This is a genomic window from Rufibacter latericius (assembly GCF_003721515.1).
Classification (GTDB): domain Bacteria; phylum Bacteroidota; class Bacteroidia; order Cytophagales; family Hymenobacteraceae; genus Nibribacter; species Nibribacter latericius.
Map to the genome: position 1 here is coordinate 184,256 of NZ_RJJD01000008.1, position 26,471 is coordinate 210,726.

At 43.2% G+C, this 26,471-nt stretch carries 25 protein-coding genes; 4 read left to right on the forward strand and 21 right to left on the reverse strand.

Annotation, left to right across the window (positions count from 1 at the left end; translation table 11 throughout):
- The first annotated feature begins 94 nt into the window (after positions 1 to 94).
- Positions 95 to 901: a class I SAM-dependent methyltransferase gene (locus EFB08_RS12825; RefSeq protein WP_123127361.1), complete on the forward strand. Its 807-nt coding sequence runs from the start codon at positions 95 to 97 to the stop codon at positions 899 to 901.
- On the opposite strand, the gene EFB08_RS12830 is transcribed toward EFB08_RS12825, so the two are convergent.
- Positions 898 to 1,434 carry a DUF7935 family protein gene (locus EFB08_RS12830; protein ID WP_123127362.1) on the reverse strand — a complete coding sequence of 179 codons (537 nt, stop codon included), beginning with the start codon at positions 1,432 to 1,434 and terminating at the stop codon, positions 898 to 900. The genes EFB08_RS12825 and EFB08_RS12830 overlap by 4 nt on opposite strands.
- Positions 1,435 to 1,643: 209 nt before the next feature.
- On the opposite strand from EFB08_RS12830, the gene EFB08_RS12835 reads away from it, so the two are divergent.
- Entirely contained in the window at positions 1,644 to 1,994 is a 351-nt protein-coding gene (locus tag EFB08_RS12835; RefSeq protein WP_123127363.1) for a HesB/IscA family protein, read from the forward strand.
- A gap of 201 nt (positions 1,995 to 2,195) precedes the next feature.
- Here the strand turns inward: EFB08_RS12835 and EFB08_RS12840 are convergent, their stop codons facing one another.
- From EFB08_RS12840 to EFB08_RS12885, 10 genes are all read right to left on the reverse strand, one after another.
- Positions 2,196 to 3,068 (reverse strand): ChaN family lipoprotein, encoded by an 873-nt coding sequence (locus EFB08_RS12840; RefSeq protein ID WP_123127364.1) that lies wholly within the window; start codon positions 3,066 to 3,068, stop codon positions 2,196 to 2,198.
- A gap of 119 nt (positions 3,069 to 3,187) precedes the next feature.
- Positions 3,188 to 4,498, reverse strand: a complete 1,311-nt coding sequence (locus EFB08_RS12845) for an ABC transporter permease (protein ID WP_123127365.1) — start codon at positions 4,496 to 4,498, stop codon at positions 3,188 to 3,190.
- On the reverse strand, positions 4,491 to 5,405 hold the full coding sequence (locus EFB08_RS12850; protein ID WP_123127366.1) for an ABC transporter ATP-binding protein: 915 nt from the start codon (positions 5,403 to 5,405) through the stop codon (positions 4,491 to 4,493). The genes EFB08_RS12845 and EFB08_RS12850 overlap by 8 nt, the downstream gene beginning before the upstream one ends.
- Positions 5,406 to 5,596: 191 nt before the next feature.
- Positions 5,597 to 6,754, reverse strand: a complete 1,158-nt coding sequence (gene dnaJ / locus EFB08_RS12855) for a molecular chaperone DnaJ (RefSeq protein ID WP_123127367.1) — start codon at positions 6,752 to 6,754, stop codon at positions 5,597 to 5,599.
- Between the two features lie 6 nt (positions 6,755 to 6,760).
- Positions 6,761 to 7,324: a nucleotide exchange factor GrpE gene (locus EFB08_RS12860; protein ID WP_123127368.1), complete on the reverse strand. Its 564-nt coding sequence runs from the start codon at positions 7,322 to 7,324 to the stop codon at positions 6,761 to 6,763.
- A gap of 240 nt (positions 7,325 to 7,564) precedes the next feature.
- Entirely contained in the window at positions 7,565 to 8,560 is a 996-nt protein-coding gene (gene obgE / locus EFB08_RS12865) for a GTPase ObgE (RefSeq protein WP_123127369.1), read from the reverse strand.
- Between the two features lie 146 nt (positions 8,561 to 8,706).
- On the reverse strand, positions 8,707 to 9,300 hold the full coding sequence (locus EFB08_RS12870; protein ID WP_123127370.1) for an adenylate kinase: 594 nt from the start codon (positions 9,298 to 9,300) through the stop codon (positions 8,707 to 8,709).
- A 133-nt stretch (positions 9,301 to 9,433) separates the two neighbouring features.
- A complete protein-coding gene (gene hpt, locus EFB08_RS12875) occupies positions 9,434 to 9,973 on the reverse strand; it encodes a hypoxanthine phosphoribosyltransferase (protein ID WP_123127371.1) in 540 nt (179 codons plus the stop codon).
- 134 nt (positions 9,974 to 10,107) lie between these two features.
- Positions 10,108 to 12,333, reverse strand: a complete 2,226-nt coding sequence (locus tag EFB08_RS12880; RefSeq protein WP_123127372.1) for a sodium-translocating pyrophosphatase — start codon at positions 12,331 to 12,333, stop codon at positions 10,108 to 10,110.
- A gap of 107 nt (positions 12,334 to 12,440) precedes the next feature.
- Positions 12,441 to 13,355 (reverse strand): zinc-binding metallopeptidase family protein, encoded by a 915-nt coding sequence (locus EFB08_RS12885; protein ID WP_123127373.1) that lies wholly within the window; start codon positions 13,353 to 13,355, stop codon positions 12,441 to 12,443.
- 372 nt (positions 13,356 to 13,727) lie between these two features.
- Between EFB08_RS12885 and EFB08_RS12895 the strand changes: the two genes are divergently transcribed.
- Both EFB08_RS12895 and EFB08_RS12900 read left to right on the forward strand, forming a co-directional pair.
- Positions 13,728 to 14,996 carry a tetratricopeptide repeat protein gene (locus EFB08_RS12895; RefSeq protein ID WP_123127375.1) on the forward strand — a complete coding sequence of 423 codons (1,269 nt, stop codon included), beginning with the start codon at positions 13,728 to 13,730 and terminating at the stop codon, positions 14,994 to 14,996.
- A gap of 18 nt (positions 14,997 to 15,014) precedes the next feature.
- Complete coding sequence (locus EFB08_RS12900) at positions 15,015 to 16,373, forward strand: hypothetical protein (RefSeq protein WP_123127376.1); 1,359 nt, start codon at positions 15,015 to 15,017, stop codon at positions 16,371 to 16,373.
- 325 nt (positions 16,374 to 16,698) lie between these two features.
- On the opposite strand, the gene EFB08_RS12905 is transcribed toward EFB08_RS12900, so the two are convergent.
- The 10 genes from EFB08_RS12905 to EFB08_RS12950 form a co-directional block, all read right to left on the reverse strand.
- Complete coding sequence (locus EFB08_RS12905) at positions 16,699 to 17,466, reverse strand: hypothetical protein (RefSeq protein WP_123127377.1); 768 nt, start codon at positions 17,464 to 17,466, stop codon at positions 16,699 to 16,701.
- A gap of 86 nt (positions 17,467 to 17,552) precedes the next feature.
- Positions 17,553 to 18,698 (reverse strand): glycosyltransferase family 4 protein, encoded by a 1,146-nt coding sequence (locus EFB08_RS12910; RefSeq protein WP_123127378.1) that lies wholly within the window; start codon positions 18,696 to 18,698, stop codon positions 17,553 to 17,555.
- A gap of 8 nt (positions 18,699 to 18,706) precedes the next feature.
- Positions 18,707 to 19,798 carry a glycosyltransferase family 4 protein gene (locus tag EFB08_RS12915; RefSeq protein WP_125077736.1) on the reverse strand — a complete coding sequence of 364 codons (1,092 nt, stop codon included), beginning with the start codon at positions 19,796 to 19,798 and terminating at the stop codon, positions 18,707 to 18,709.
- Between the two features lie 30 nt (positions 19,799 to 19,828).
- Positions 19,829 to 20,887 (reverse strand): glycosyltransferase family 2 protein, encoded by a 1,059-nt coding sequence (locus tag EFB08_RS12920; RefSeq protein ID WP_165864887.1) that lies wholly within the window; start codon positions 20,885 to 20,887, stop codon positions 19,829 to 19,831.
- A gap of 22 nt (positions 20,888 to 20,909) precedes the next feature.
- The gene (locus tag EFB08_RS12925; protein WP_123127381.1) at positions 20,910 to 21,974 is read right to left on the reverse strand and encodes a glycosyltransferase family 4 protein; all 1,065 of its coding nucleotides are present in this window, start codon (positions 21,972 to 21,974) and stop codon (positions 20,910 to 20,912) included.
- The gene (locus tag EFB08_RS12930; protein WP_123127382.1) at positions 21,971 to 22,867 is read right to left on the reverse strand and encodes a glycosyltransferase; all 897 of its coding nucleotides are present in this window, start codon (positions 22,865 to 22,867) and stop codon (positions 21,971 to 21,973) included. The genes EFB08_RS12925 and EFB08_RS12930 overlap by 4 nt, the downstream gene beginning before the upstream one ends.
- 34 nt (positions 22,868 to 22,901) lie before the next feature.
- Entirely contained in the window at positions 22,902 to 24,134 is a 1,233-nt protein-coding gene (locus tag EFB08_RS12935) for a polysialyltransferase family glycosyltransferase (protein WP_123127383.1), read from the reverse strand.
- Positions 24,134 to 24,655: a KdsC family phosphatase gene (locus EFB08_RS12940; protein ID WP_123127384.1), complete on the reverse strand. Its 522-nt coding sequence runs from the start codon at positions 24,653 to 24,655 to the stop codon at positions 24,134 to 24,136. The genes EFB08_RS12935 and EFB08_RS12940 overlap by 1 nt, the downstream gene beginning before the upstream one ends.
- A 2-nt stretch (positions 24,656 to 24,657) precedes the next feature.
- Complete coding sequence (locus tag EFB08_RS12945; protein ID WP_123127385.1) at positions 24,658 to 25,698, reverse strand: N-acetylneuraminate synthase family protein; 1,041 nt, start codon at positions 25,696 to 25,698, stop codon at positions 24,658 to 24,660.
- Position 25,699: 1 nt separating this feature from the next.
- Positions 25,700 to 26,464: a cytidylyltransferase domain-containing protein gene (locus tag EFB08_RS12950; protein WP_165864888.1), complete on the reverse strand. Its 765-nt coding sequence runs from the start codon at positions 26,462 to 26,464 to the stop codon at positions 25,700 to 25,702.
- Positions 26,465 to 26,471: the final 7 nt, after the last annotated feature.

Genomic DNA, 26,471 nt, shown 5'->3' on the forward strand with positions numbered 1-26,471 from the left:
GTTTTCAGAACCCTAACTCTATAGCCTACAGAAGCTTGCCTCTACCTTCTTTCCCTTTTTTTGCCTACTTTCATAGAAACAAGCCTAAAACGCCATGGACACCTCTGTAGATTACTTTGAACTCAACCGACAAGCCTGGAACCTGCGTACCGGGGTACACAAAGACTCCACGTTCTATGATATTGAAGCGTTCAGAAAGGGGAAAAGCAGTCTGAATCCGTTGGAACTGGAGGCATTGGGCGATGTGCGGGGCAAAAAGCTGCTTCATCTGCAATGCCATTTCGGGCAAGATACGCTTTCCTGGGCGCGGTTGGGGGCTAAAGCAACAGGAATGGATTTATCTGATGAGGCCATTGAGCTGGCACGGCAACTGAACGAGGAACTGGGGTTAGATGCGGAGTTTGTGTGCTGCAACGTCTACGATCTGCCCCAGCACCTGGAAGGCCAGTTTGACATTGTCTTCACTTCATACGGCGTCATCGGCTGGCTCCCCGATCTGGGGAAATGGGCCCAGGTGGTGGCGCACTTCCTCAAACCAGGCGGCACCTTTTTCATGGCTGAATTCCACCCTGCCGTCTGGATGTTTGACAATGATTTCACCCAGGTTCAGTACCCTTACTTCAACACTGGCGGCCCCATTGTGGAGGAATCGTCGGGTACCTACGCAGATCCGGATGCGCCTATTCACTACACTGAGTACTCCTGGAACCATGCCCTGAGCGAAGTCATTACCTCGCTGTTGAACCAGAAACTTCAGCTTACCAGGTTCCAGGAACTGCCTTACTCTTACTACAACTGCTTCTCTAAAACCGTACAGAGCCCAGACGGCTTCTGGCGGATCAAAGGGATGGAAGACAAACTTCCCCTGATGTACAGCCTGAAAATGCTGAAGCCGGGTTAGAAGATTTCGTGCAACTCTCGTTTCAAAAACTGGATAGACTGTACGGTAGGGTCCACCTCACTATGCAGCACATTCTCCAAAACGCGTTTGGCTAATTCGGTGCCACGGCTTTTGTCCTGCAGGCTCTGGTAATTCTGGTTGATCATGGAAACCACGTCTTCTTTGGCTTTTTTCACCTGCTGCCAGGCCGCCTCGCTCATGTATAATTGCTGCGAAAGGTTGTGGGTGTACTCCGCCCGGATTTCCTGCAGCAACTGCGTCTGAAAATCTGAAGCCGTTAACCCAGATGGACTTACCCTTATCAATAGATTGCTGGGCGTGATGCGTTCCAGAAAAAGAATAATCCGCTCATAGGCCTGCAGCCTGATGGGCAAAATAGTCTCGCTGTTCTTCAGCCTGATGTCCAGCACCTTTTTCCGGTAGTCACGCTCCAGGTACTTCTGGGTAAGCAAATACATGGCTCCCCCGATGATTAGGGCTGGAATAGAACTCAGTAAAACTAAAAGAACTATAGAAGAAGTGTCTGTGGTCATAGATAAAGGATGAATAGCCGCGGCCTTTCTACTTGCGTAAAACAGGAGGTAAGGCTTTTAGAAGCGTTTGTTCGCAAGGTAAATATCGGGAAAAATTTGAACAGGTTGCCGCTGAATCATTTTCCTGGTTTTTTGGTTTCTTATTGTATAGCGCCTCAGTGTAGAAACAGTCTAGTTTTTAGTAACTTTACGGCGCATAAGCCACTACTATGGAAAGCACAACTGTAAAAAAAGCCCCTATTTCACTTACCGAGCGTGCCCTGCACGAGGTGAAAGTGATCATGAAAGATAAAAACGTGCCGGAAGAATACGGTCTACGGATTGGTGTACAAGGCGGCGGCTGCTCAGGCATGTCTTACCTGCTGGGTTTCGACAAGGCCAAAGACGCCGACGAGATCTATGAACTGGACGGTGTTCAGCTGATCATGGATAAAAAACACGGAATGTATGTGATGGGAATGGAAGTAGATTTCCAGGACGGTCTCAACGCCCGCGGATTCGTCTTCAACAACCCACAAGCCAAAAGTACCTGCGGTTGCGGAAGCTCTTTCTCAGCATAACATTCCCTGCTTACTCTTCTCAAAAGACCTGCTAATTGGCAGGTCTTTTTTTATGCCCGTTTTTTGAAAATCGGGTTAAAAACAGGATAAGCAAATCAACTCATTTCTGCTGTTTCACTGATATTCCGTTTTAAGGCCATTCTTAATAAAACAGCCTTAAAACAAAAAATTAGAACATCAGCTCATTTAAAAGTCAGCACCTTAATACGTTTTAGTCATGCTTTCAGGAACTGCCAGGACGAAATCCGCGCGCTTCAGATGGTCTTTTTCCAGATCTTCCAGCTGCGCCTGAAGCACGGTAGAAATGGTCAGGACTTTCAACTCTGGACGAAGCCGGTGAAGGTACCAGATAATGCCTTCGTGATGGTCTGAATGATAAGCACCGTTGAGGTGAAACATGCGCTGCCCTCGTTGCAGGTTTTTGCTGATGAAGTGCGCCATGGTCGCGTCCTTCAAGGCCTGCGCCTCTACAATCTGGGCGGAAGCCGCCGAGGTGCCGTGTGAATCCCCGAACATGCTGAGCATGCGTTTGTAGGCAGGCAGTTCCAGGTCAACGGTAATAGGTAGCACAGCGAGCCACTGCTTTTCTTCACCAGGCAAAGCATTTAACCCCTTTAAACTTTCCCGGGCTACAATTCTGGCCGTGCGGCGGGGTGCATTGGTGGCAATGACCTTTATACCGTTTGCCTTCGCGAAGTTTAGGGTTGGTTTGTAGTCGGTGTTGTAGTTGGGCCAGGCGCGGCTTGCCTCTATGAACTTCTGCTCTTCCAGTTGCCCCAACAGGAATGAATCCAGTGCCGCTTGGGTATCGGTTTCCCACATCTCGGCACCAAGCAGCAATTGCTTTCCGTGCAGCCGGAATAAGTCTTTGGTGAGTTCTAACTGAAGCCAGTGCGCGATGGGATCATTGTGCTGCTCGCCAAAAAACACGACATCGGCGGAAGCCAGTTCTTTCAGCATTTTCTCGTACTTCAGCGACTTGCCACTGCCCTGAAACAAACGATACGCAGGTTTATCCATGGTGAAAGAGGTAAGGAACAGAATTGACAACAGCAGCAGCGGTATCTTTTTCATGTTTCAGGGCAGTTTTCCGGAAAACGGGCTGGAAATGTATGTTACACTCTAGATATTGGAGATTGCTTTATTTTAATAGTTTGTCTAATATCTAGCTACCCATATCTAGCGACTTTTTACTAGCCTTTGTAGAACAGCCATTTAGACAGCTCACGGTAGTTTACCTTCTTTCCATACATCAGGATTCCTACCCGGTAGATACGGGCAGCGACCCAAATGGTCCCGATGAATCCTGCGATCAAGAAGAACATAGACAGCAGCAACTCCCAGGTAGGCACCCCAAACGGCATGCGCAGCATCATGACCACAGGCGAGGTGAACGGAATCATAGACATCCAGAAGGCAACTGGTCCGTTGGGGTTCTTGATGATGATGGTTTGGGCCACGATGAAGGATAAAATCAGCGGGACCGTGATGGGTAGCATGAACTGCTGGCTATCGGTCTCAGAGTCTACAGCGGCCCCCACGGCCCCGAACAAAGCGCCGTAGAGCAGGTATCCTCCTAAGAAGTAAAAGAGAAAGCTCCCGAGGAGCAAGGGGTAGTTCAGGTTCTGGGTGGCACTGAACAGCTCATTGATTTCCTGCGCCTGCTGCACATCTCGCTCCTTTTCCATGCCCTGTACGGTCTGCCCAATCTGTTCATCGGAAAAGCGCTTCATGTCAAAAGTGGAGGCCACGCCAGTAGAGACCGCTGAGGTCAGGATAATCCAAAGGATAAACTGAGTTAACCCCACCGCTGCGATACCCAAGATTTTACCAGCCATGAGTTGGAACGGCTTCACGGAGGAAACCATCACTTCCAAAATTCGGCTCGTTTTCTCTTCAATGACGCCGCGCATGATTTGGGCCCCGTAGATAAAAATGAACAGGTATACCAAAAACGCCCCGATAAAGCCAACACCCGTGGTTACGCCCACATCACTACTCTTTTCTCCTTCGACACTCAGATTCACCGTCCGGATGCTCACCGGGGCTTTGATTTTGTCCAGCACCTGTTGATCAATGCCGGAGTTAACAAACTTTACTTCCTCTAACTCTTGCCGCACCTGCTTTTCAAGCGAGCTCTTCATGGCCAAACTGGTGCTCTTCTGGGAAAACAGCTGAATGCCCTGCGGGTTTTCAAGGTTTATTTTAGGAATGTACAGCAAAGCAGCGTCCTCTGACGTCAGGTACACTTGTTTTGCCTGTTCAACTGGTCCTGGTACTGTTACAAACTTCAGCTCCTCAGTAGAAGTAAGTTTCCCTTTCAGGTAGCCGCTTTCGTCCAGCACCTGCACCACCTTGGTATCATCAGACATGGTCGCGAGCCAAATAGGCACGATCATGACCAAGGCCATCAACAGCGGCCCCAAAATGGTCATTACAATGAAGCTTTTTTTACGGACGCGCACCAAGTATTCGCGCTGAAACACTAACCAAATCTTATCCATGCGCTTCTTGGGTTACAGTTTGAATGAAAATGTCATTGATGCTGGGCACCTTCTCCTGGAAGCCGTGCACCTCCACCCTTTCGGTCAGGTAACGCAGCAATTGATTAGGGCCCACCTGCGGCTCTAACTGCACCTCGGCTTTGAAATCGTTTCCGTTTTGGGCTTGAGTGAGCACTTTGAAGTCCGGCGACATGATCATCAGTTTCCCGATGCCTTCCACGTGGTAGGTGTGGCTGCGGTACCGTGACTTCACCTCCTTCACGCTTCCTTCCATCACTTTCTGTGAGCGGTTGATCATAACAATGTAGTCACACATCTGCTCCACGGATTCCATGCGGTGCGTAGAGAAAATAATGGTACAACCCTGGTCCCGCAGTTTCAGGATTTCATCTCTGATAATGTTGGCGTTCACCGGATCAAAGCCTGAGAAAGGCTCGTCCAGGATAAGCAGTTTGGGCTCATGCAGCACCGTGGCAATGAACTGCACTTTCTGCTGCATGCCTTTGGAAAGGTCCTCCACGTTCTTGTTAAGCCAGGGTTTCAGGTCCAGCCGCTCGGCCCAAACCTTGATGCGCTGGGTAGCGTCCGACTTCTCCAAACCTCTGAGCCGGGCCAGATACACCAACTGCTCCCCCACTTTCATCTTCTTGTAAAGGCCTCGTTCCTCAGGTAAATACCCAATCTGCTGCACGTGTTTGGGTTGCAGCGGCTGACCTTCAAACAAAACGTGTCCTTCGTCTGGGGCGGTAATTTGCGTGATGATGCGGATAAGCGAGGTTTTGCCGGCTCCGTTTGGTCCCAACAGCCCAAAAATACTGCCTTTGGGTACTTCAAACGAAACCTTGCTCAAGGCCTGATGCGCTTCATAGCGCTTGCTCACGCCCTGTATCTGGAGAATGGGTTGCAAGGGAATAGCGGTTAGTTCGTCAGGCTAAAGCTAAGTCAAAGCATTTCAGTTTGCAAGTGAGCACTTATCGGGTTTAGATCCTGTTTTTAAAAAACCAGTCCTAAAACAACATCGCCCGCCTTCAATGAAGAAAGCGGGCGATGTTTATATTTCCTGACTCAGAACTCTGGACTCAAGACGCAGAACTCATCTTATTGAAAGTACTCCTTCATTTTCTCGAAGAAGCCTTTTTCGTTCTTGCCGGGATTAGGTACAAAGTTCTGGGACTCGCGCAGGCGCTCTAGGATTTGGCGTTCCTCTGGGTTCACGTTCTTAGGTGTCCAGACGTTGATATGGATGAGTTGGTCACCTCTGCCGTAGCCGTTGATGTCCGGGATACCTTTGCCGCGCAGGCGCAGGATCTTGCCGGACTGGGTTCCTGGATCGATTTTGATCTTCACCTTGCCCTCAATGGTTGGAACCTCCACGCTGGCGCCCAAAGTAGCATCCACGAAACTCACGTACTGCTCAAACATGACGTTATTTCCGTCACGGCGGAGGGTTGGGTGCGGTTCTTCTTCGATCTGAATTAACAGGTCGCCGGGGATACCGCCGCGCTCCGGCACGTTTCCTTTGCCGCCCATGGACAGTTGCATGCCATCGGCTACGCCAGCAGGCACGTTGATGGAGATCACCTCTTCGCGGAGCTGACGGCCTTCACCGTGGCAGGCATCGCATTTTTGGCTCACAGTTTTGCCTTCGCCATTACAGGTAGGGCAAGTACTAGCAGATACCATCTGACCCAGCATGGTGTTCACCACGCGTTTCACCTGGCCCTGGCCTTGGCAAGTTCCGCAGGTATTCAGGGATGTACCGTTCTTGGAACCGTTTCCGTCGCAGACATTACAGGCATCGTAGCGCTTTACCTTGATTTTCTTCTCAACGCCTTTGGCTACTTCCTCTAGATCAAGTTTAAGTTTGATGCGCAGGTTGCTGCCTTTGCGCACGCGTTTGCCGCCGCGCTGTCCGCCGCCTCCGAAGAAGCTTTCGAAACCGCCGCCTCCACCACCGCCGAAGATGTCGCCGAACTGGGAGAAGATGTCTTCCATGTTCATGCCACCGCCGCCGAAGCCGCCTCCGCCGTTCACGCCCTGGTGCCCGAACTGGTCGTAACGCTGGCGTTTCTGCTCATCGCTCAGAACCTCGTAGGCTTCCGCTGCTTCTTTGAATTTATCCTCGGCAGTAGGGTCATCGGGGTTTTTATCGGGGTGAAATTTGATCGCGATCTTGCGGTACGCTTTCTTGATCTCCTCCTGTGATGCCCCTTTGGCTACGCCCAGTATTTCGTAATAATCTCTTTTGGTTGCCATGGCTTCTTATGCTCCAATTACCACCTTGGCAAAGCGAACCACTTTGTCATTGAGGTAATATCCTTTCTCTACTTGGTCAATCACTTTCCCCTTCATTTCTTCCGATGGGGCCGGAATCTGCGTGATGGCTTCGTGCACATCGGCGTCAAACGGCTGGCCTACGGCGTCCATGGCTTTCAGGCCTTTCTGCTGCAACAGGTTCTGGAACTTGCTGAACACCAGCTCCACGCCTTCGCGCACGGCGTTTACGTCCTGCGCATCTTTCATGGCCGTCTGGGCACGCTCCAGGTCATCCAAAACCGGGATCAAGGCTACCATCAGTTCCTGGTTGGCCGTCTTGAACAGCTCTAACCGCTCCTTGGAGGTGCGGCGTCTGAAGTTGTCAAACTCGGCGTGCAGGCGCAGGTATTTGTCGCGCAGCTCATCGGTTTCTGAAGCGCCGCCTTCGGTAGCGGGAGCCTCGCCGTTGGGCTGTTCTGCCTGCTCGGTTGCGGTAGACTCGGTTGCCTCGGTGTTTTCAGGCTGGATATTCTCTTGTTCCTGAGGATTTTGTTCAGCTGCTGTACTCATATGTGTTCTTTATCCTTTCAGATGTTTATTCTTCTTTTCTGGGTGCCTGACTAGAGGCAACTATTTTGCCAAACCTGTTTTTATGTCATTCTGGCATTTTCGGGTGTAAAACGCATCTTTCCATGCCGCAGCAATGGCAGCCATAACCAGGCTTTCAAAGCTACTTGGCAGCAGAAAGGCGCTTCCTGTTTTGGCCCTTCTTTTACAAAAACGGCCCCTAAATAGGTTAGGCGATTAGGTTTACGCGTTGTTCAGCTCTTTCCAGATCATGTCTTTCAGTTGCATGATGTTCTTGTTGGTCATGCTGGAGATGAACACGGTGGGCAGGTCTTTGGGAAGTGTTTCCCGCATCTCGGCTTCCAGTTCATCGTCAATCATATCTGCCTTGGTGATGGCCAAGAGGCGCTGTTTGTGCAGCAGCTCGGGGTTATAGGTCCTCAGCTCATTCACCAGGATCTCGTATTCCTCGGCTATGTCAGGGCTTTCCACCGAGATCATGAACAGCAGGATGGAGTTGCGCTCGATGTGCTTCAGGAACCGGATGCCCAGCCCCTTCCCTTCCGAGGCGCCTTCAATGATCCCCGGGATATCGGCCATCACGAAGGATTTGTAATCGCGATAGGCCACTACGCCCAGGTTAGGCACCAACGTGGTGAACGGGTAATTGGCAATCTTCGGCTTAGCCGCCGATACTACAGACAGCAGCGTGGATTTACCGGCGTTGGGGAAACCTACCAGACCCACATCGGCGAGAAGTTTCAGTTCCAGGATGGTCCACTCTTCCAAACCGGGCTCGCCGGGCTGCGCGTACAGCGGCGTCTGGTTTGTGGGCGATTTGAAGTGGGCGTTACCCAGTCCGCCGCGGCCGCCGGGCGTGATGATCTCCATCTGGCCGTCCTCGGTGATCTCGGCTTTGATATCGCCGGTCTCCGAGTCCCGCGCAATGGTCCCGATGGGAACTTCCAGAATGATGTCTTTCCCGTAAGCGCCGCTGGAGTGACTGGGACCGCCGTATCCGCCGTTCTCGGCGATTACGTGTTTCTGGTACTGCAAGTGCAGGAGCGTCCAGAGTTGGGAGTTGCCTTTCAGGATGATGTGCCCTCCCCGGCCTCCGTCACCGCCGTCTGGCCCGCCGTGGGCCGTTTTCTTGTCGCGGTGCAAGTGGGCCGAACCGCCTCCGCCGTGCCCCGAGCGGCAGCAAATCTTGACGTAGTCAATAAAGTTGGATGATGACACTGTTGTATTGGTAAAGTAAACGCTATGTTAACAAGGAAGCATTCCTTTGCGGGGAATGCTTCCAACGTAATGTATCAAAATGTACGTCTAATCAGAACAGAAGGAGGGCTATGAATCGTTCCTTTGCCTGACGGGACGGGTATCTTTTACTTGTTGTTAAGGGCCAACTGGCAAGCCCCGATGATCTCGCAGTTCTTCGCGAAGATTTCGTCAATCTCCCCAATGCCGTCTACGGCGTAGAATTTGTTCTGCTGGGCATAGTAGTTGGCCACCTGTGCCGTTTTGGTGTTGTATTCCTGCACACGCTTCTGGATGAGCGTCTCGTCAGCGTCATCAGGGCGACCCGAGGTCTGTCCGCGGAGCAACAGGCGTTTCACCAGTTCCTCTTCAGATACCTGCAAGGCAATCATGCAGCTGATACCTTGATCGTATTTGCTGAGCAGCACGTCCAGGGCCTCGGCCTGCGGAACGGTGCGCGGAAAACCGTCAAAGATGAACCCGGCGGCGCTGCGGTTATCAGCGATCTTGGACTCAATCATGCCAATCACCACTTCATCAGGCACCAGCAAACCAGCGTCCATCAGGCCTTTCGCCTTCAAGCCAAGTTCGGTTCCCCGAGAAATCTCTGAGCGCAGCAAATCACCCGTAGAAAGGTGGATAAGCCCGTATTTTTCAATTAATTTCTGGCTCTGCGTGCCTTTGCCTGCCCCTGGAGGACCGAAGAGTACGATGTTCAGCATGGGTATGGAAATTGTGAGAAAACAAAAGTAAGAATAAAATCTTGGAAATGACAGCTATTCGGCTGACCGCTGCCGCAGGTCTCCCCTGTTTCTAAGCTGATTTTCAGAAAATAAGCCTTAAACGGCGCTCGCCCTACATGACCTTGTAGATATCCCGCAGGTTTCGGCCCAGGCCGTTGTAGTCCAGCCCGTACCCCACCACAAAGTCATTGGCGATGGACATGGCCGGATATTTGATATTCAGTTCGTGCTGCAGGCTTTCGGGTTTCAGGAGCAGCGTGGCCACTTCCACCGAGGCCGGTTCCTTTCCCTGCAATTGCTTTAAGAGGTTGGCGATGGTGTGGCCCGTGTCCACAATGTCTTCCACTATCACCACGTGCCGGCCCTTGATCTCTTCCTTCAGCCCGATGATCTCCTTGACCGTGCCGGTGCTTTGCATGTCTTCATAGGAAGAAAGCTTCACAAACGAGATCTCGCACTCAATGGTCAGCTCCTTCATCAGGTCAGAGGCAAACATGAACGCCCCGTTGAGCACCGACAAAAACAGCGGCTTTTTCCCACGGTAATCATGGCTTAGTCGGGCAGCCACAATCTCCACGCTATGAAGGATTTTCCGCTCTGGAAGGTAGATACTGAACTGCTTGTCTAGGATTTTTACCGTTGGGTGGTGCATCTGGCTTGAAAATAAGAAGCTCCAAATTTGCGCAAAACTGCCCTAAATTAAAAGCAAGTCGCCCTTTTCTGTTGAAAAGGGCGACGGAGAAGCTCTCTTGATATCAGGTCACAACAACAGTCTTAAGCCAGAACCTACTGCTGAAACTGCGCGGTGGAAGCCAGATTTGGTTTTTCATCTGTGTGCAGGCGGCCTTCCAGGTTAGGCCTGGTCTCTGGTGCCGCAGGAGGCGTTTCGTGCACGGCAATGTGCGGGGCAATCACCAGGGACACAATGGACATCAGCTTGATAAGAATGTTCATGGACGGGCCCGAGGTGTCTTTAAATGGATCACCCACCGTATCGCCGGTCACCGAGGCTTTATGCGCATCTGAGCCCTTGTATTCCATCACGCCGTTGATCATGACACCTTTCTCAAAGGACTTCTTGGCGTTGTCCCAAGCACCTCCAGCATTGGATTGGAAAAGGGCCATCAAAACACCCGATACAGTCACGCCGGCCAGCACACCGCCCAGAATCTCCGCACTGGACACTTCCTCAAAGGCACCTTTCAACCCGAAACCGATGACAATAGGCACAATCAAGGCAATGGCTCCCGGCAACATCATTTCCCTAATGGCCGCTTTGGTGGAGATGGCCACGCATTTGTCATACTCCGGTTTGCCGGTGCCTTCCATAATTCCCGGGATCTCGCGGAACTGACGGCGCACTTCCTGCACCATGGCCATGGCCGCCCGACCTACGGCACTGATAGCCAAAGCCGAGAAAATGAATGGGATCATGCCGCCAATAAACAAACCAGCCAGTACCGGTGCTTTGTACAAGTCAATGGTACTGATGCCGGATATCCCCACGAAGGCAGCAAATAAAGCCAACGAGGTCAACGCCGCCGAGGCAATGGCAAATCCTTTTCCGGTGGCAGCGGTGGTATTGCCCACAGCATCCAGGATATCGGTGCGCTGGCGGACTTCTTTTGGTAATTCGCTCATTTCAGCGATACCGCCGGCGTTATCAGCAATCGGTCCGAAGGCGTCAATGGCGAGCTGCATGGCGGTTGTAGCCATCATTCCGGCGGCGGCAATGGCCACACCGTACAATCCGGCTACAGAATAAGAAAATACGATCCCGGCTGCCAGTACAATGATCGGCAGGGCCGTGCTCATCATGCCCACGCTCAGACCTGCAATGATGTTGGTGGCGGCCCCGGTGGAGGATTGCTGCACAATGGTGTCTACCGGCCGTTTGCCCATGGCGGTGTAGTACTCGGTGATGATGGAGATAAGTGTTCCCACGATCAAACCGATGATGACGGCGTAGAAAATACCCATAGAGGTGAACTCATAGCCCCGAAGGTTCAAGGTTTCAGGCATCAGCCAATCAATCACGAAGTAGGAGGCAATGGCCGTTAACGCTACCGAAGACCAGTTGCCCATGTTTAGAGCGGCTTGTACGTTTCCACCTTCTTTCACGCGCACAAACAGCGTCCCGATCATGGAGAAGATGATGCCAAGGCCTGCAATAAGCATAGGCAGAATGATGGGCGACAAGCCCCCGAAGTTATCTGTAACGGTGATTTCCCGACCCAGCACCATGGTAGCCAGGATAGTGGCCACGTAAGAACCGAACAAGTCAGCGCCCATTCCGGCCACATCCCCAACGTTATCCCCCACGTTATCGGCGATGGTGGCGGGGTTACGTGGGTCATCCTCCGGAATACCAGCCTCTACTTTCCCTACCAGGTCAGCGCCTACGTCGGCAGCTTTGGTGTAGATACCGCCGCCTACCCGGGCAAACAAGGCAATACTCTCGGCTCCTAAGGAGAAACCGGTCAAAACTTCCAGCGCCCTTTCCATTTCGTCACTACTGGCCGAGGCTCCGGCGCGTTGCACAAACCAATAGTAGAAGGCGATAAAGAGCGAACCCAGGCCCAGCACAGCTAAACCAGCTACGCCCATGCCCATCACCGATCCACCGCCAAAGGACACATCCAAGGCTTTAGATAAACTGGTTTTGGCTGCTTGAGCCGTACGCACGTTGGCTTTGGTGGCAATGCGCATGCCAATGAATCCGGCCAAAGCCGAGAACAAAGCCCCGATCAAAAAAGCCAGAACAATAATGGGAGAAGATTTCTCTCCGGCGTACCCCAGATAGAGAAGGAAAAGGGAAGCGATGACGGCAAAATACGTGAGCACTTTATACTCTGCCTTCAGGAACGCCATGGCGCCTTCGGCAATGTAGCGGGCAATGGTGCTCATCTTTTCATCGCCGGCATCTTGTTTGGTAACCCACGCCGATTTAATGGCAGTGTACAACAAGGCAACCAGCCCGAAGGCAGGTATTGCGTAGAGAATTGTCTGCATAAAGTAAGGCTTTGTTGGTTAGTTTGGATTCTGAGCACAGAAGCTCTCTGCAAGCTAATCTTTCTCGCCTAAAAAACAAATATACCTTATACTCTATGCAGCCTCTTTTAAAGTTTCTGCATCAGCACCTTATACAGACTTACCATGGCGTAAATGTCATCCTTATGCACGATCTCATCCGGGGAATGCACATTGTCTTCGGGTGCCCCGATGAAGCACCAATCCCAGGGGATATTCCCGTAGTGGAGTTCCTTGCCGTCGGAGCCGCCGGCGCTCTCCACCTCTACCTGGAACGGGATGTTGGCCTCCTTTGCCAACCGGATAATCTTCTGCACAAAGCTTCTTCTGGGGATAAGGGAGTCACGCAGTGAGATCGCCACACCTTGGCCGGCATGAACCCCTTCCGTAACCCAGGTAATGTCAGAGACCAGAGCCTGGGTGACGCCGTAGGTCTCATGGATGTATTTGGCCAGGTAGCCCACCGACCCGCCGCCGGTCTCCTCCCAGCACCCGAATGCGATGATTCCGTCTTCAAGATCCTCGGCCACCTGCAAAGCGTTCCATACCCCAAGCCGATTGTCCAAGTAGCAGCACTGCACGTTTTCCTCTGTTTCCCGAAAATCAGGCTTAAAAACCAGCTCTGTACCCCGCTCTATTTCCCGCTCAAAGTCATAGTGCAACTCTCTTTCCTCTTCATCTACCACCAACGTACAGGAAATCTTGCCTTTACTGTCTTCCCCTACCAATTCATAGCCCGTCATCAACTCTGGTCCCCCGATCTTGATAAGTTGACTGCCGTACCGCACCATAAACCCAATGGAGTCCATGTGGGCAAAAATGACGGTGCGCGGTTTCCCGAACACCAGCAGAAGGCAATCCTGAAATCCTTTTCCGTGGATGATCTGGGGTTGCACCTTCCACTGGGCTTGGTTGTCCTGTACATACTTCAGCAGGAACTCCTTCATTTTTACTTCATTCCCGGAGGGCGCGTGTATTTGGCAGAGTTGGCGCAATAATTCCATAGTTGTGCGTTTTTTCAAAAGTAGCAGATTTCTTTCAAGCGACGCTGGAGCAAATTAAAATTCGGGTTTACGTAACAAAAGCAGAAGAAAGCACTTGGGCCCGCCTTCTGGAACTCTTTGGCGCTGATACGTGGACCGTGAAAGCTACCTTAAGAACCTTGCCTTTGATCTTTTCACGCATAATAAAGAAGATCATGCAAGGGCATAGGGTATTTTTGACTTATTTTTGTAAAAACAAACCCAGAACAGCCTTAGTATTACTACGTAAATTGAACCCTGCAGAAGCCGGTGCATGTTGTGGGAGGGCTATATCCCCTCTTAAGCCGCACGCCCCTGATGAGCTTGTCGCGTTTTAGGAAGTTTAATAATTTGATGAAAAAGACCCTTTTCTTATTTCTTCTTCTCTTCAGCTTTATCCAAGCCAGGGCCCAGGTGATTGACACCACCAAACAAATAGACCAGAAATTGCTGGATTCTCTGCAGGCGAGCATTATTCTGGACTCCGTGGATGTTTTGCCTCAGGCCCTGAACATCAAAGGCTGGCTCTTACTCAACGAGAGCATCATGAATGAGTTGGGAGGCGCGGTAGATAACATGTACAATTTCAAGTTTGAAACCGCTGAGAAGCAGTTCAAATCCTTGCGCCGCCGGTATCCCAAACACCCAATGCCGTATTTTCTCATCGGTCTGAGCCAATGGTGGAAGATGGTGCCCTCCAACATTACCGACACACGATTTGACAATTACTTCCTCGCCTACATGGACACCACCATTACCCTGGCCGAGGATCTTTATGACAAAGACAAAAATAACCTTGAAGCTGCCTTCTTCCTTTCGGCCGCCAATGGCTTTAGTGCCCGGCTGCACGCTGAGCGGAAAAACTGGCGAAAAGCAGCCATCACCAGCAACCGTGCCTTGGATTACCTCCAAAAAAGCAAAAAAGCCAATGGCCTGAGTGACGAGTTTCTTTTTGGTGAAGCGCTCTTCAACTACTACTCTATCTGGATCCACGAGAATTATCCGCTCCTACGCCCGGTGCTTTACTTCTTCCCCAAAGGCAATAAGAATTTAGGGTTGAAGCAACTCCAGCAAGTCGCTTTCAATGGATTCTACACCGGCACTGAGGCCAAGTACTGGTTGATGAAGATTTACGCAAACGATGCTAAAAACGGAGCCTCGGCTATGTCCCTGGCGCAATACTTGGCTAGCACTTACCCAGACAACCCTTATTTCCAGCGCTTCTATGCCCGCATGGCTTTCACCGAAGGGAACTTTACCGTGGCAGAGCAGCTTTCCACCCAAATCCTGGACAAGATAAATCGCAAAATCTTCGGCTACGAAGCCATCAGCGGTCGCTACGCCAGTTTTTATTTGGCCTATATCAGCCAATACCGGAACAGAGATTACGCCAAAGCCAAAGGATACTACCAGCAATGTATTAGATTTGCAGAACAGATTAACGAACAGGAATCTGGCTATTATATCTCTTCCTTTGTGAACTTAGCTAGGATCAGTGACAAAGAAAAAAACGTGCGACAGGCGAAGCAATACTACGAGGTTGTGATGAAGCTAGCAGATTCGAAATCTGATGCGGAGAAAGAAGCTAAGGCTTATTTGAGAAAGAATAGGAAGGTGAAATAAAGGTACACATCAATTAAAATGGAATTAAAAGACTTATTTTTCACCCCAATTTATCTGATTATCATTTACATATTTGCTTATCAGATTAGGCCAAAAGTTACAAACAGATTTACTAAAAAATATTTCATACCTGCATTAACATTAAAAATTATAGGAAGCATAGCAGTAGGTTTAATTTATTTTTACTATTATAGGTATGGTGACACATTAAGATACTTACACTATAGCCGGGTAATATCAAGTACTTTCTGGAATGAGCCTTATATAGCTATTAAACTTTTAACTATAGATTTACAAGAAACAGACTACAATTTAACAAAATATTTTTCAAACAACTACTTCTTTAGGGTAAAAGACGAAGGTAGTTTCTTAATAGTAAGACTAACAGGATTGATAGGTATATTTAACAATCACTCATACTTTGCAATTGCAGTAGTGTATGGCGCACTCAGTTTTATAGGTATTTGGGCATTGTATACCACCTTTGTTAAAATGTATCCATTGCTTTACAAAAATATGGCAATTGCATGTTTGTTCTTCCCATCCTTGTTCTTTTGGGGGTCAGGTATTCTAAAAGACTCATTAACTATAGGCGCTTTAGGATACCTAATGCTTTGCATCTATAATATATTTATAAAAAAAACAAGAATAATAAGTTCAGCACTTATAGCTATAATATGCAGCTGGCTAATTATCTCCATAAAGATTTATATATTATTATGCTTTATCCCGGGTGCAGCCATTTGGATATTTACTTCTGGCTTAGATAAAGGGAAAAGGAGCGCACTTAAATCTTCTATAAGACCACTATTGATCATAGTCATTTTACCTGTAGCCTTATTGCTTATGGGTAAAGTAGCAGAAAATGACAAGAGATATGCATTAGAAAATCTAGAGTCAACCGCACAAACAACAGCTGAATGGATCAAATATTCATCTGGAGAGTCGGGTTCATCTTATAGTTTGGGGGATGACTTTGATTTATCACTCACTGGTTTGTTAAAAAAACTTCCATTAGCAATTAATGTTACTTTATTTAGACCATATCTATGGGAAGCGAAGAATCCGGTTATGCTTTTGAGTGCATTAGAAAGCCTATTCTTAATGCTAATAACCATAAGAACCATTTTAAAAGTTGGGATAAGGAAACTACTTATTTTTATAAACAATAATTCATTAACATTATTTCTAGCTATATTCTCCTTATCATTTGCATTCGCAGTTGGATTTTCAACTTATAACTTTGGAACGTTAGCTAGATATAAAATCCCTTGCATTCCTTTCTATCTAGCTTTAATCTATATTTGTCAGTTTGAGAACAGAAAAATTCCTGTAGTTACTAAGCAAGGTAAAGTAAAAGCTAGAAGCAAAAGCTAGGATCCAAAGACGAAGCAACTCTAAAAGTATTCACAAAATCAAAGGCCCCACTTACAGTACAGCAAGTTTGTAATATAAGGCCTGCTTTTCGCAGCAGTATGCGTTTGAAACGCATACTGCTGCGAAAAGCAGGCCTTATATCTTCTAATGATAGAAATGTTACTGATTACTCAGACAAAAATTATCAAAATCGTATTTCAAATATGTAGCAAAAGTACATTTTAAATTTAAAAGGAAAATAATTAACGGATTAAGGAATGTATTATCGAAAGCTATTTTTAAACCTTTCAAAAAATTGCAATAATCAAAGAAAGATAAAGTATTATCAAAGAATACCTAAAAGTCTTTCTTTAGTTGAAGAAACTTCAATTGAATCTCCCTCGAAAACAGTACTAGTCTCTTGAATAAGGCTTTCTTTAATATACAAAAGGATTGCCCTAATAAAGAATAGAACTCCCACCATTTCTAAAGACTCTTCAATTATAACGAACACCCCATAAAATAAAGAATTTAAACTGTTAGAAAGGTCACCAACTATAATATATCCTCCAATCGCCTCACTACCCAAAGCTCCTGAGACAAATAAACTACCAGCTAAAACAAATTTACTTCTTGTTTTAGCTGGTAGCGACAAAATAAATGTACTGAAAAAATAAAGGAAAATCAGGACACATATACCCCCCAAAACAGCAAATGAGTAATTACCTGGTCCAGAAAAATTCATCAAATTTTTAATTAAAACAGAATAGTATTCATGTATACTAGCCGTTTCATCTATTGATAGGAAAAAGAATATTAGGGAAAGGAAAAGCCAATGTCTCCTATACTTATCTTTTAAAGCATCTTTATGCAGAAAAATTGAAAATAGAAGAAATGATGAAATCAACAAATTGAGCGATGAAAAGTATGTTGGAATAGAATTTTCTTTATCCATATCAAATAAAGGAACAAAACCTAAAGCACTTTTATAATTGGTAAAAGTTCTAATACAAAGTGCTAGAACCCCCAAAATAATTATACTTGCTATAATTATTCCTAAGATTTTTACTACAACTTTAGTGTTAACAGAAACAGAAATTTGAATTTTGTTCATTATTTAATGAAAACTTTATTTAAAATTAAAGGCAAAGCTAAGCTATAAATTACAATTTTTTAATAAATTTTAACAGTAGAACCGAATTAAATTGTAAGAACTTTTTTATAAAATAATAAAGTCTCATCTATCATTCTATCTAAATTAAAATAAGAACCTAACCTTTGATATGCATTAGCACTAATAGTATCCATCTTGCTTTTAGATGATAATAGAGAAACTATTGCATCGCTCAGTTTGGAAGTATCATAAGGAGGCACCAAAATACCTGAAATATTATTTTCAATGATTTCATTGGCCGCGGGTACATCAAAAGCTATCACAGGCTTTCTATTATTGAAAGCTTCTAAAAATACCACACCAAATCCTTCTGATATAGATGGAACTAATACAACATCAGAATTTAACATATAATCATGTATATTAGGTTTATAACCAGTAAATATAACATGATTGCTAAGATTATGCGAAACCGTATATTCTTTAAGTTCTGAATCAAGGCTCCCACCACCTACAATAATCAACTTCAAAGAAGGAAAAACTTTGAGAACATCAGGTAAAGCTTTCAATAAAAATCGGTGTCCCTTAAACTTAACCAATCTACCAACAATAACTAATTGAGGGTCACCAAACCTATATTTCTCCTTATTAGGATCTAAAGAAGCATTTGAAAAATCAAAACCATAATGAATTAAATCAATCTTATCAGCTTCCGCTATTTTAGTATTAATAAAAAACTCCTTTAATCCATTTGAAATAGCATATGAGCGATCAATATATTTCTCTGCAAACATGCAGAGCTGATAATACAAGTTAAACTTACTGATTTTGGAAGCCTCGAACCCATAATCATTATTAAACTTCTCTTCATACCCATGTTTGGTTGAAATATGTTTAAACTTTAGCTTATATACCATTTTCACTAATGCCAAGAAGAAATCAGCATGTACAAGATGAGTGTGAATAATATCATAACTATTCTCTTGAATTAATGCTTTGATCTTTTTTAGTACAGAAAATGAAGGATATTTTCCAACAAGTTGGGTATGAACTTTTATATTAGCTGCTTTCAGTTTATTTATAAAACCGACATTTTTATCTTCATTACCAGAGTTATAAAGACACAAAAATTCAATTTGTAACCCTTTAGTAACTAAAGCTGGTAAAGCTTCTAACAAGTAATTTTCAGAACCAGCAATACCTCCAACTTTTTGGACGTGAAGAACTTTCATATTTAAATCTAAAATAAATGTTTATAGCTATCTGCCATAAGAGTTTGAGATAGATATTTTTGAGCATAAGCCCGTGCATTATTGCCTAAACGTATTCTTTCAGAAGGATTGCTCAATAGAAAAATAAGCAATTCTTTAAGCTTGGTTACATTTCTAGGAGAGAACAGTAAGCCATTTTGGTTATCCATCACCATATTGTTGATGCCAGGTATATCTGTAGCTATAACAGGTAAACCCACAGATAATGCCTGCATAACAGCTGTGCTCATAGCTTCAGCAAGCGATGAATGTAAGTATATATCTGTATTTTGCAACAATTTCACTAGCTCCTCTTCCCCTAACATTCCTGGAAAAGTAATATAGTCTTGAATCTCTAATTCATTAACCAAACTTTTCATAGCAGCTAATGTTTCACCAGAGCCTGCTAAAACTACCTTGAAATTATTTTCTACATTTTTATCTTTTACTAGCTCAGCAACTGCTTGAATAATAGTCTCAAAATCTTTTGAGCTGGAAGTAAATCTAGCTTGCATGGTAAGCACAAAAGGCTCATCCATTTGTTTAGCTTTCACTAAAGGTGAATAAAGATCAGTATCTATCCCGTTATTAATTACTTTAGTCTTCTTGTATTTGAAAACTATCCCTAATCTAGATTTAAGTTCCTCCTCATAAGTGGCAGTCAGTACTACCACGTTATCTGCAAACAACATTGCAAATAAAGACCATAACCACTCAGACTTGTTTTTTATGCTATTTGAAGTGTGTTCAACCGCAATAAGTTTGTATGAGCAAAAAAAGCGTGCTATCAGTGCAACTACTATGAGGTTTAGACTATGCAATATCACAACAGAGGGTTCTTCTCTAACAAGTGTATTAAATACAGATTTCCATGATGTGATATCCAGTCCTTCTTTTTTGGATATATATTTATAGGGAATTCCTCCTTCCAAGCATTTAGCTTTATACTCTACCTTTAATTCCTCTACACCATAAAAAATAGCAAAATGAGAAAACGAGAAACGCTTAAGGCCATTCATTAAAGAGAAAAATACACTCCCATGACCGCCTAATCCACTATAGAGTAATTGAATAACTTTCAAACTATTATGATTTGTCAGATAATGAACAAATTAACCATTGTATTTTGACAAACACTTTTGCAATTTGTTCATTTCTGATTCAGAAATACTTGTATTAGAAAAAGTGCTAGCATCTTTTATAGCGTATTTGGGGAGATAAAGCCTAGAAAATTTATACCAAGCACCTGAAAATTTTCTAAGACCCTTGGAATTAAAAAAATGCAAAACCTTTAAATAAAAAATAATTATATTGAAATCGAAAGAAGAAACTATCTTCCTTTGATTTAAAGGTTTGATGAAATCTATGTAGTCAATTGAAATTTTATAAACTATTATATTCTCAGCATAAACCAAAAAATTGCTTGACAATACTTTTCTAAGGAAGTTATCATTAGTAAAAGTAATAATATAATCGTCAATTTTTTCAAATAGCATTTTCAATGCAATAGTTCTTTCAGGAGTAAAATTACCAGAACTAATACGCGCCTCTCCATCTCTTCTAATAAACGCATCGGGCAAGTTTGCCACTTTTGTATAGTTTAGATTTAATAGCAAAGCTCTGATATGAAATTCCCAATCTTGCCAGCTTAAAGCTGCAGTATCCCACTCTCCTACCTTCAAAAGACTTTTAGCCTCCCAGATAGGAGATGTTGTTTGCCATGGTACATCAGTGCGTAAGAATCTAAAAAGGTCTTGGACTTCATTAAATTTGTTCCAAAGAAGATTAAGATCACCAGGCACTTGTTTAAAGAGCAATACTTGAAAAACAGCAAAATCAATATCAGGATTCTGATGCATGTAATTAACTCTGGATTCGAGGCACCATGGAGCTAACAAATCATCAGAATCGAGAAAAATAATATATTTGCCCAAAGCATGCTTTAATCCTAAATTTCTACATGATGGTGCTCCTTTCGGATAATTAGTTCTTTTATAAAGCTTTATTCTAGAATCAGACAAAGACCATTCCTCTACAACTAGAGCAGAGCCATCGTTTGAACCATCATCAACAACAATAGCTTCCCAATTAGAATATGATTGACTAATGATAGAAGTTAATGTTTGTCCTATAAGTTTAGCTCTGTTATAATTAGGAATAATTATCGACACTAATGGCAAATTTCCCACTGAATTAACTATTATGCAGATCTACAATAACCTCTTCGTAATCTTTCACTACTTTATGGATATCAAATTCACTACTTAAACTAATAGCACCCTCAGACAACCTAGTTATGACACCAGGTACATTTATAAGAGTTTGAATTGCGTCTACCATTTCATTCAAAGAATCAACAACAATACCTGTTTCCCAGTTTTTAATCCACTCTAAGGCACCATAATCAGAATACAATAAAGAAGGTACTCCAGCAGCAGCTGTTTCAAGAATAACTTTAGGAAAGCCTTCAGACTTCGAAGGCAATATATGTAGCTCGCATTTTGATAAAAGATCAATCAATTCCTTATGATCCAAAACTTTGAAATATTTCACATTTTTCAATTCACGAGCAGCAATCTCACTTTCAACGTTGACTCTTCCTAATCCAGAACCTACTATATTGAAAGTAAGAATAGGGAATTTTTGAGCAAGCGAAAATAAATCAAAAATCCCTTTTCGGATCATATCATTCCCTATGAAAACAACTTGTTTAAGACTAGATACTTGTTTCTTAGGATTACTAAACTTTAAAGTATCTGTTGCTAGGCGTAAAATTTTATTTTCACTAATAATTCCAAAGCGATTAAAATTCACTTCTTTCATAAAATGAGTGATTGAGTAGAGCCTGTCGCACATTGAATAACCTTCTTTCATAGCATCCAATGATCCATAAACAGCTATAACACTGGGCAATACTTCATCATCTAATACATTCTCAATTGTTTTAAAGCTCTTTTTATTTAGCAGCCTTAAAAGCATTTTATTATATTGAAACATATTACCTCTAGGCAAAAAGGCAACATCGCACTTACTTATTCCCCAAAAGTAGCCAAGAAGCCCGGATAATCTAAAAGGACTAAAACAAAAGAATGTCTTAACCCCAATAATTTTATTTCGCTTTAAGTTTCCATTATAAATTTCTAATGCATAAACTTCAAACCTATTTTTATCAATGTATTCAGCTAAAGTAAGGCAACTCAAATTTTGAGCATTAGTACTATTAATATAACCTCCCAAGAAAATCTTAATCTTTTTCACACTTGCTTTGCTTTAAGGAACACACTATGCTTTACTATTGCTAAATGTCTGCGACATACAGCATTCACCGGCCACAATTTAATTGCCCTAAACAACAACTTGATAGCAAGTGTTCTTTTACCAACAATACTTGCTTGAAGTCCTGCCAATGAAGTTAGATTAGCATCAATACGTTTAATTCCGAAGCCGAACTTTGAACTAAACACACTGTCTTTATAAAGATAGTCCAACATAATTTCCTTGGCCTTTAAAATATGTTCAGCACTGGAAGTAACCATACTTCGTCCATTGTGAACAACAATTGCACATGTAATTTCATTTGTGAAATTAATCTCTAACCGCACGCATAGTTGTAACCAAAGAAGCCAATCTTCAAGCAACTGCAAAGCTCTATCTTCCTTGAAAGGATTAAGTTTAGCAACATCACTTCTCAAAAAGACCATACAAGCAAAAGGGTTTTCTTTAAGCAGTAAATTTTGCACATTTTCTTCTATGAAAGGTCCATGTCCAATTATCTTTCCCGCCTCATCAATTAATGCATATCTAGAATAAAAGAAACCTGGATTATTATAGTTTGAAATATTCAAAAATGCGTTTTCCAAATGATTATTAAATAAAATATCATCTGAATCAAGAAAAAAAATATATTCCCCTAATGCACGATTTACTCCAAAATTTCTCGCAGCACCTCTTTCTGCATTATTTTTTTTAAAATAAACTATTCTTTGATCAGAAAACCCAGCAACAACTTCCTCTGTATTATCCGTACTTCCATCATCAATAATTAAAACTTCAAAATTAGTAAAAGATTGTGACAATACACTTTTGATAGTTTTACTTATTATAGATGCTCTATTATAAGTAGGAATAACAATTGAGAAGAAAGGTTTCATAATTTTAGTTTAATAAAAAAAGCGCTCCTGCAGATCACTTGCGTAGTATACAGCTTAATCTTTCCAAGGATTTACCATCAATTTTATAAAAGTAATTTTTTTCAAAGACATTCAAGTCATCTTGCTTCTTCACAAAACTATCAAATTCTATATCTTCAGAATTGAACTTCGAAAAATCTAACAAACGAATCATCCCCATTTTTAACATATCATTTTGAATTTCAGAATCTGACAACTTGAAAAGAATTGTCTTTTTGAAATAAACAGCAGGTATAATTAAGGTTGAAAAGAATCCAAAACAACCTTTGCTACTTTTAATAAGACGTTCAATTTCATTTGATTCTTTTATCCAGTCTATATTAGGATGAGTAGGCAACCAATCACTCTTAAAGTTTTCTGGATGAAGCTTTATTTTTAATCTCGCATTTTTATTCATACAGAACGCATTAAGTTTAAACCAAAAGGAAATCATCTCCTCTTTGGTTACCATACGTTCTCCAAATCTACTACCAGCAAAAGCTTGATCAACATGAAGATAATATTCCTCATTAATTGGCTGTAGAGAATCCCATGTTTGCAAAAAGGTATCAAATTCAGGATTTCCTATATAAAATACATCTTGAGGGGCTGCTTTGTCAATTTCAAAATGTATAATAGCAGATTTAGGTGTATAGCAAATATATTTATCTGGCATACGCCCCTTAAACCTTATATGCTTGGCTGCATAAAGCTGGCTTTCTTTTTTTAACAAATAATAGTAAAAGGGATACTTTGATAAACCGAGGTAATCCGACCATTTTAAAGTCTTCTTTAAAAAAGCAAAAGAACTAAATGTTAAAGGAGCGGGAACCCCACTTTCCAAATCTTGCTTTACCTCTGAAATGTTTTTATATTTTACTTCTCTAGCCCTATAATCAGCATATGTGGTAAACATTCCATGTTGGAGAATAAAGGTTTTTATACCTTTATTCTTAGCAGCAATATTTAAGGCAATATCTAAACCATTAAATATACTCATGAACACAATCTTTGAAGGTTTAACTTCTTCTAAAAGTTGATATGCATCAGTAAATTTCTGCCAATATATCCGCTTTTGTTGTGTAAAACAGTCAGTTTCCTGCTCAGGAGAAACATAATGTAGGTATACAAAATTGAATTCTTCTTTAAGTTTTTCAAAAGGAAGTATCCACCCTTTTCTTTGATATCCCCATATTAATAAGATAGTAAGTTTACTACCTTTATTTCCCATATCTTTCTCTGATACCATTATTGTTTGTTGTCCATCACCCTTTCGTGAACCTTATTTAAAACAGTTTCCATCATTCCATTCTCAATGATAAATCTTTCAACAAACTCCCTGAATGCTCCTTCACCGCCTCTTTTCTCAGTAATCCATTTAGCATGATTTTTAATATATAGAGGTGCATTAGCTGGTGAACAAGGCAATCCAACTGCTTTTAAAACGCTTAAATCTCCCAAATCGTCGCCAATATAAGCGACATCTTTTATATCGACTTTAAGATCTTGGCAAAGTTTAGTTACTACCGCTAACTTATCTTTGACACCTTGGAAAAGGTAATCTACCTTAAGCTTCTCAGCCCTTCTGTAAACAATTTGTGTATTCTCAGCAGTAATTATGCCTACTGGAATGCCTAGCACTTTACAAAATAACACCCCGGCACTATCCGAGGTGTTAAATCTTTTCCATTCATTTCCTGTTTGGTCATAGTACATGCCGCCATCTGTCCATACACCATCTATGTCCGTTAATACAAGTTTAGGCAACATGATTACGCAAGCATCCCTTTATAGATAACCTCATCTTGCGGAATATCAGCAGATGCAATCTTTCCAATAATCTGTTCCTTTTCCACCCACTTAAAACCATCTCCAGGACTCAATAGATGCAAATCTTCTTCTTTGATCTGGTCACCCTTTTTGATAAGCCTTTTGGAAGCGATTGATCTTTCTAACTTTACTTTTGCCTCAGAAACAGCATCACATAAAAACATTTCCTTTATTCCCAAGGCCATTTCAAGATTTCTGAGGTCACGCATCATTCTGTACATTCCATCAGGGGCCAAAGAGCCTGCTTGGTCAGTACCCTTCATGGTTCTATCAAGGGTGATGTGTTTTTCAATGATTTCTGCACCCAATGCTACTGCTGCAGTTGGGATAGAAATACCAATCGAATGGTCTGAGTATCCAATTTTATATTGAGGGAAACGTTCCTTCAAATAGGTAATGGTATGAAGGTTTATGTTTTTGTATTCAGATGGATACTGAGACAAACAATGGAGAATTGAAATATCAGAATGATACCTGGAAATAACATCCAGTGCATTATTCAACTCTTCCTCTCCTCCCATGCCAGTTGATAAAATCATAGGAACTTTAGTTTCTGCCATAGCAGAAAGCAGAGGCAAGTTGGTTAAATCTCTACTTGCTACTTTTAAGCGGTCAGGGGTAAAATATCTAAACATAGATAAGCAGCCCACAGCACATAACGTTTCAACAAAGTCAAGTCCCTGCTCTTTGGCATACAGGTAAAGTTCATAATGTTGCTCATCATTGAGCTCCAGCTTCTCTCTATGTTCCCCATAAGTCTTTCCAAACGAGTGAACTGAGTTATAAGGTTTACTCATAGCTGAAGCAGAGAGTTCCTCCTTTAAATCACGTTTGGTTAGCTTTACAGCATTCATTCGATCAAGCTTAGCCCCAAACAAATTATCTGTTACTTCTTGAGCTGCTTTGTCAATAATTAACTTGGCAATATCAACGGAACCGTTATGGTTTTGGCCTATTTCGCCAATTACATAAGTCTTTTTCATTTTACTTACTATTTTTAACAATACTATTTTTCATTCCTTCCAACAATGCTAAATTGTTGTCTATAAAGTCTACAAGGGATTTTATATCAAAATTGGAAGCATCAGCAATAAAGGCCGAATACAACTCTGATAAAATCTCAAAATCCTCCAATGTATCAATGGTCAATCTTATATCATTCCGGTTTTTGAGGAATGAAGGCAAAGGCAAAAGTTTAACTTTAAAATTCTCAGGATGAGTATAAATGTAATTGGTCACATGCTCACAAAATAGAGCCTCTGAAGTCAACTGCTGAGTTTTCTTAAGTGCAGCTACAGAAATAATTTCAGTAAATAAACCCAAGTGAGTTCGAATAACGGGCACCATCTCCCCATTCATGAAACTAATATAATCTGCGGGATTACGAGTATATTCCCCAATTAGTTCATCTATGCTATTTAAATGTAAGAAAGGATTGTCTGAGCAAACTCGCATAATCGTAGAGAAACCAAAATAATCAGCTGCATCCACAAACCTTTTTAATACATTCTGCTCATCCCCCTTAAAAAAAGGAATATTATGATGCTTAGCCACTTTCTCTAAAGCAGTATCAGAAGGATTAGTGGAAGTGGCAAGCACTACCAGAGCACCATATCGATTAGATTTAACTCTTTCCAGAATGATGTCTAGTATGGTTAGGCCATTATAAAATGGTTTGACAATTTTATTATGCAACCGGGTAGAACCTGTTCTTGCTTGAACAATGATACCTATATTCTCATCTTTCACAGTCAAA

Excerpts from the sequence above, each read along its gene's own strand:
- EFB08_RS12825 (WP_123127361.1), top strand. The coding sequence starts at position 95 with ATGGACACCTCTGTAGATTACTTTGAACTCAACCGACAAGCCTGGAAC.
- EFB08_RS12830 (WP_123127362.1), bottom strand. The coding sequence starts at position 1,434 with ATGACCACAGACACTTCTTCTATAGTTCTTTTAGTTTTACTGAGTTCT.
- EFB08_RS12835 (WP_123127363.1), top strand. The coding sequence starts at position 1,644 with ATGGAAAGCACAACTGTAAAAAAAGCCCCTATTTCACTTACCGAGCGT.
- EFB08_RS12840 (WP_123127364.1), bottom strand. The coding sequence starts at position 3,068 with ATGAAAAAGATACCGCTGCTGCTGTTGTCAATTCTGTTCCTTACCTCT.
- EFB08_RS12845 (WP_123127365.1), bottom strand. The coding sequence starts at position 4,498 with ATGGATAAGATTTGGTTAGTGTTTCAGCGCGAATACTTGGTGCGCGTC.
- dnaJ (WP_123127367.1), bottom strand. The coding sequence starts at position 6,754 with ATGGCAACCAAAAGAGATTATTACGAAATACTGGGCGTAGCCAAAGGG.
- EFB08_RS12860 (WP_123127368.1), bottom strand. The coding sequence starts at position 7,324 with ATGAGTACAGCAGCTGAACAAAATCCTCAGGAACAAGAGAATATCCAG.
- EFB08_RS12870 (WP_123127370.1), bottom strand. The coding sequence starts at position 9,300 with ATGCTGAACATCGTACTCTTCGGTCCTCCAGGGGCAGGCAAAGGCACG.
- hpt (WP_123127371.1), bottom strand. The coding sequence starts at position 9,973 with ATGCACCACCCAACGGTAAAAATCCTAGACAAGCAGTTCAGTATCTAC.
- EFB08_RS12880 (WP_123127372.1), bottom strand. The coding sequence starts at position 12,333 with ATGCAGACAATTCTCTACGCAATACCTGCCTTCGGGCTGGTTGCCTTG.
- EFB08_RS12885 (WP_123127373.1), bottom strand. The coding sequence starts at position 13,355 with ATGGAATTATTGCGCCAACTCTGCCAAATACACGCGCCCTCCGGGAAT.
- EFB08_RS12895 (WP_123127375.1), top strand. The coding sequence starts at position 13,728 with ATGAAAAAGACCCTTTTCTTATTTCTTCTTCTCTTCAGCTTTATCCAA.
- EFB08_RS12900 (WP_123127376.1), top strand. The coding sequence starts at position 15,015 with ATGGAATTAAAAGACTTATTTTTCACCCCAATTTATCTGATTATCATT.
- EFB08_RS12905 (WP_123127377.1), bottom strand. The coding sequence starts at position 17,466 with ATGAACAAAATTCAAATTTCTGTTTCTGTTAACACTAAAGTTGTAGTA.
- EFB08_RS12910 (WP_123127378.1), bottom strand. The coding sequence starts at position 18,698 with ATGAAAGTTCTTCACGTCCAAAAAGTTGGAGGTATTGCTGGTTCTGAA.
- EFB08_RS12930 (WP_123127382.1), bottom strand. The coding sequence starts at position 22,867 with ATGAAACCTTTCTTCTCAATTGTTATTCCTACTTATAATAGAGCATCT.
- EFB08_RS12935 (WP_123127383.1), bottom strand. The coding sequence starts at position 24,134 with ATGGTATCAGAGAAAGATATGGGAAATAAAGGTAGTAAACTTACTATC.
- EFB08_RS12940 (WP_123127384.1), bottom strand. The coding sequence starts at position 24,655 with ATGTTGCCTAAACTTGTATTAACGGACATAGATGGTGTATGGACAGAT.
- EFB08_RS12945 (WP_123127385.1), bottom strand. The coding sequence starts at position 25,698 with ATGAAAAAGACTTATGTAATTGGCGAAATAGGCCAAAACCATAACGGT.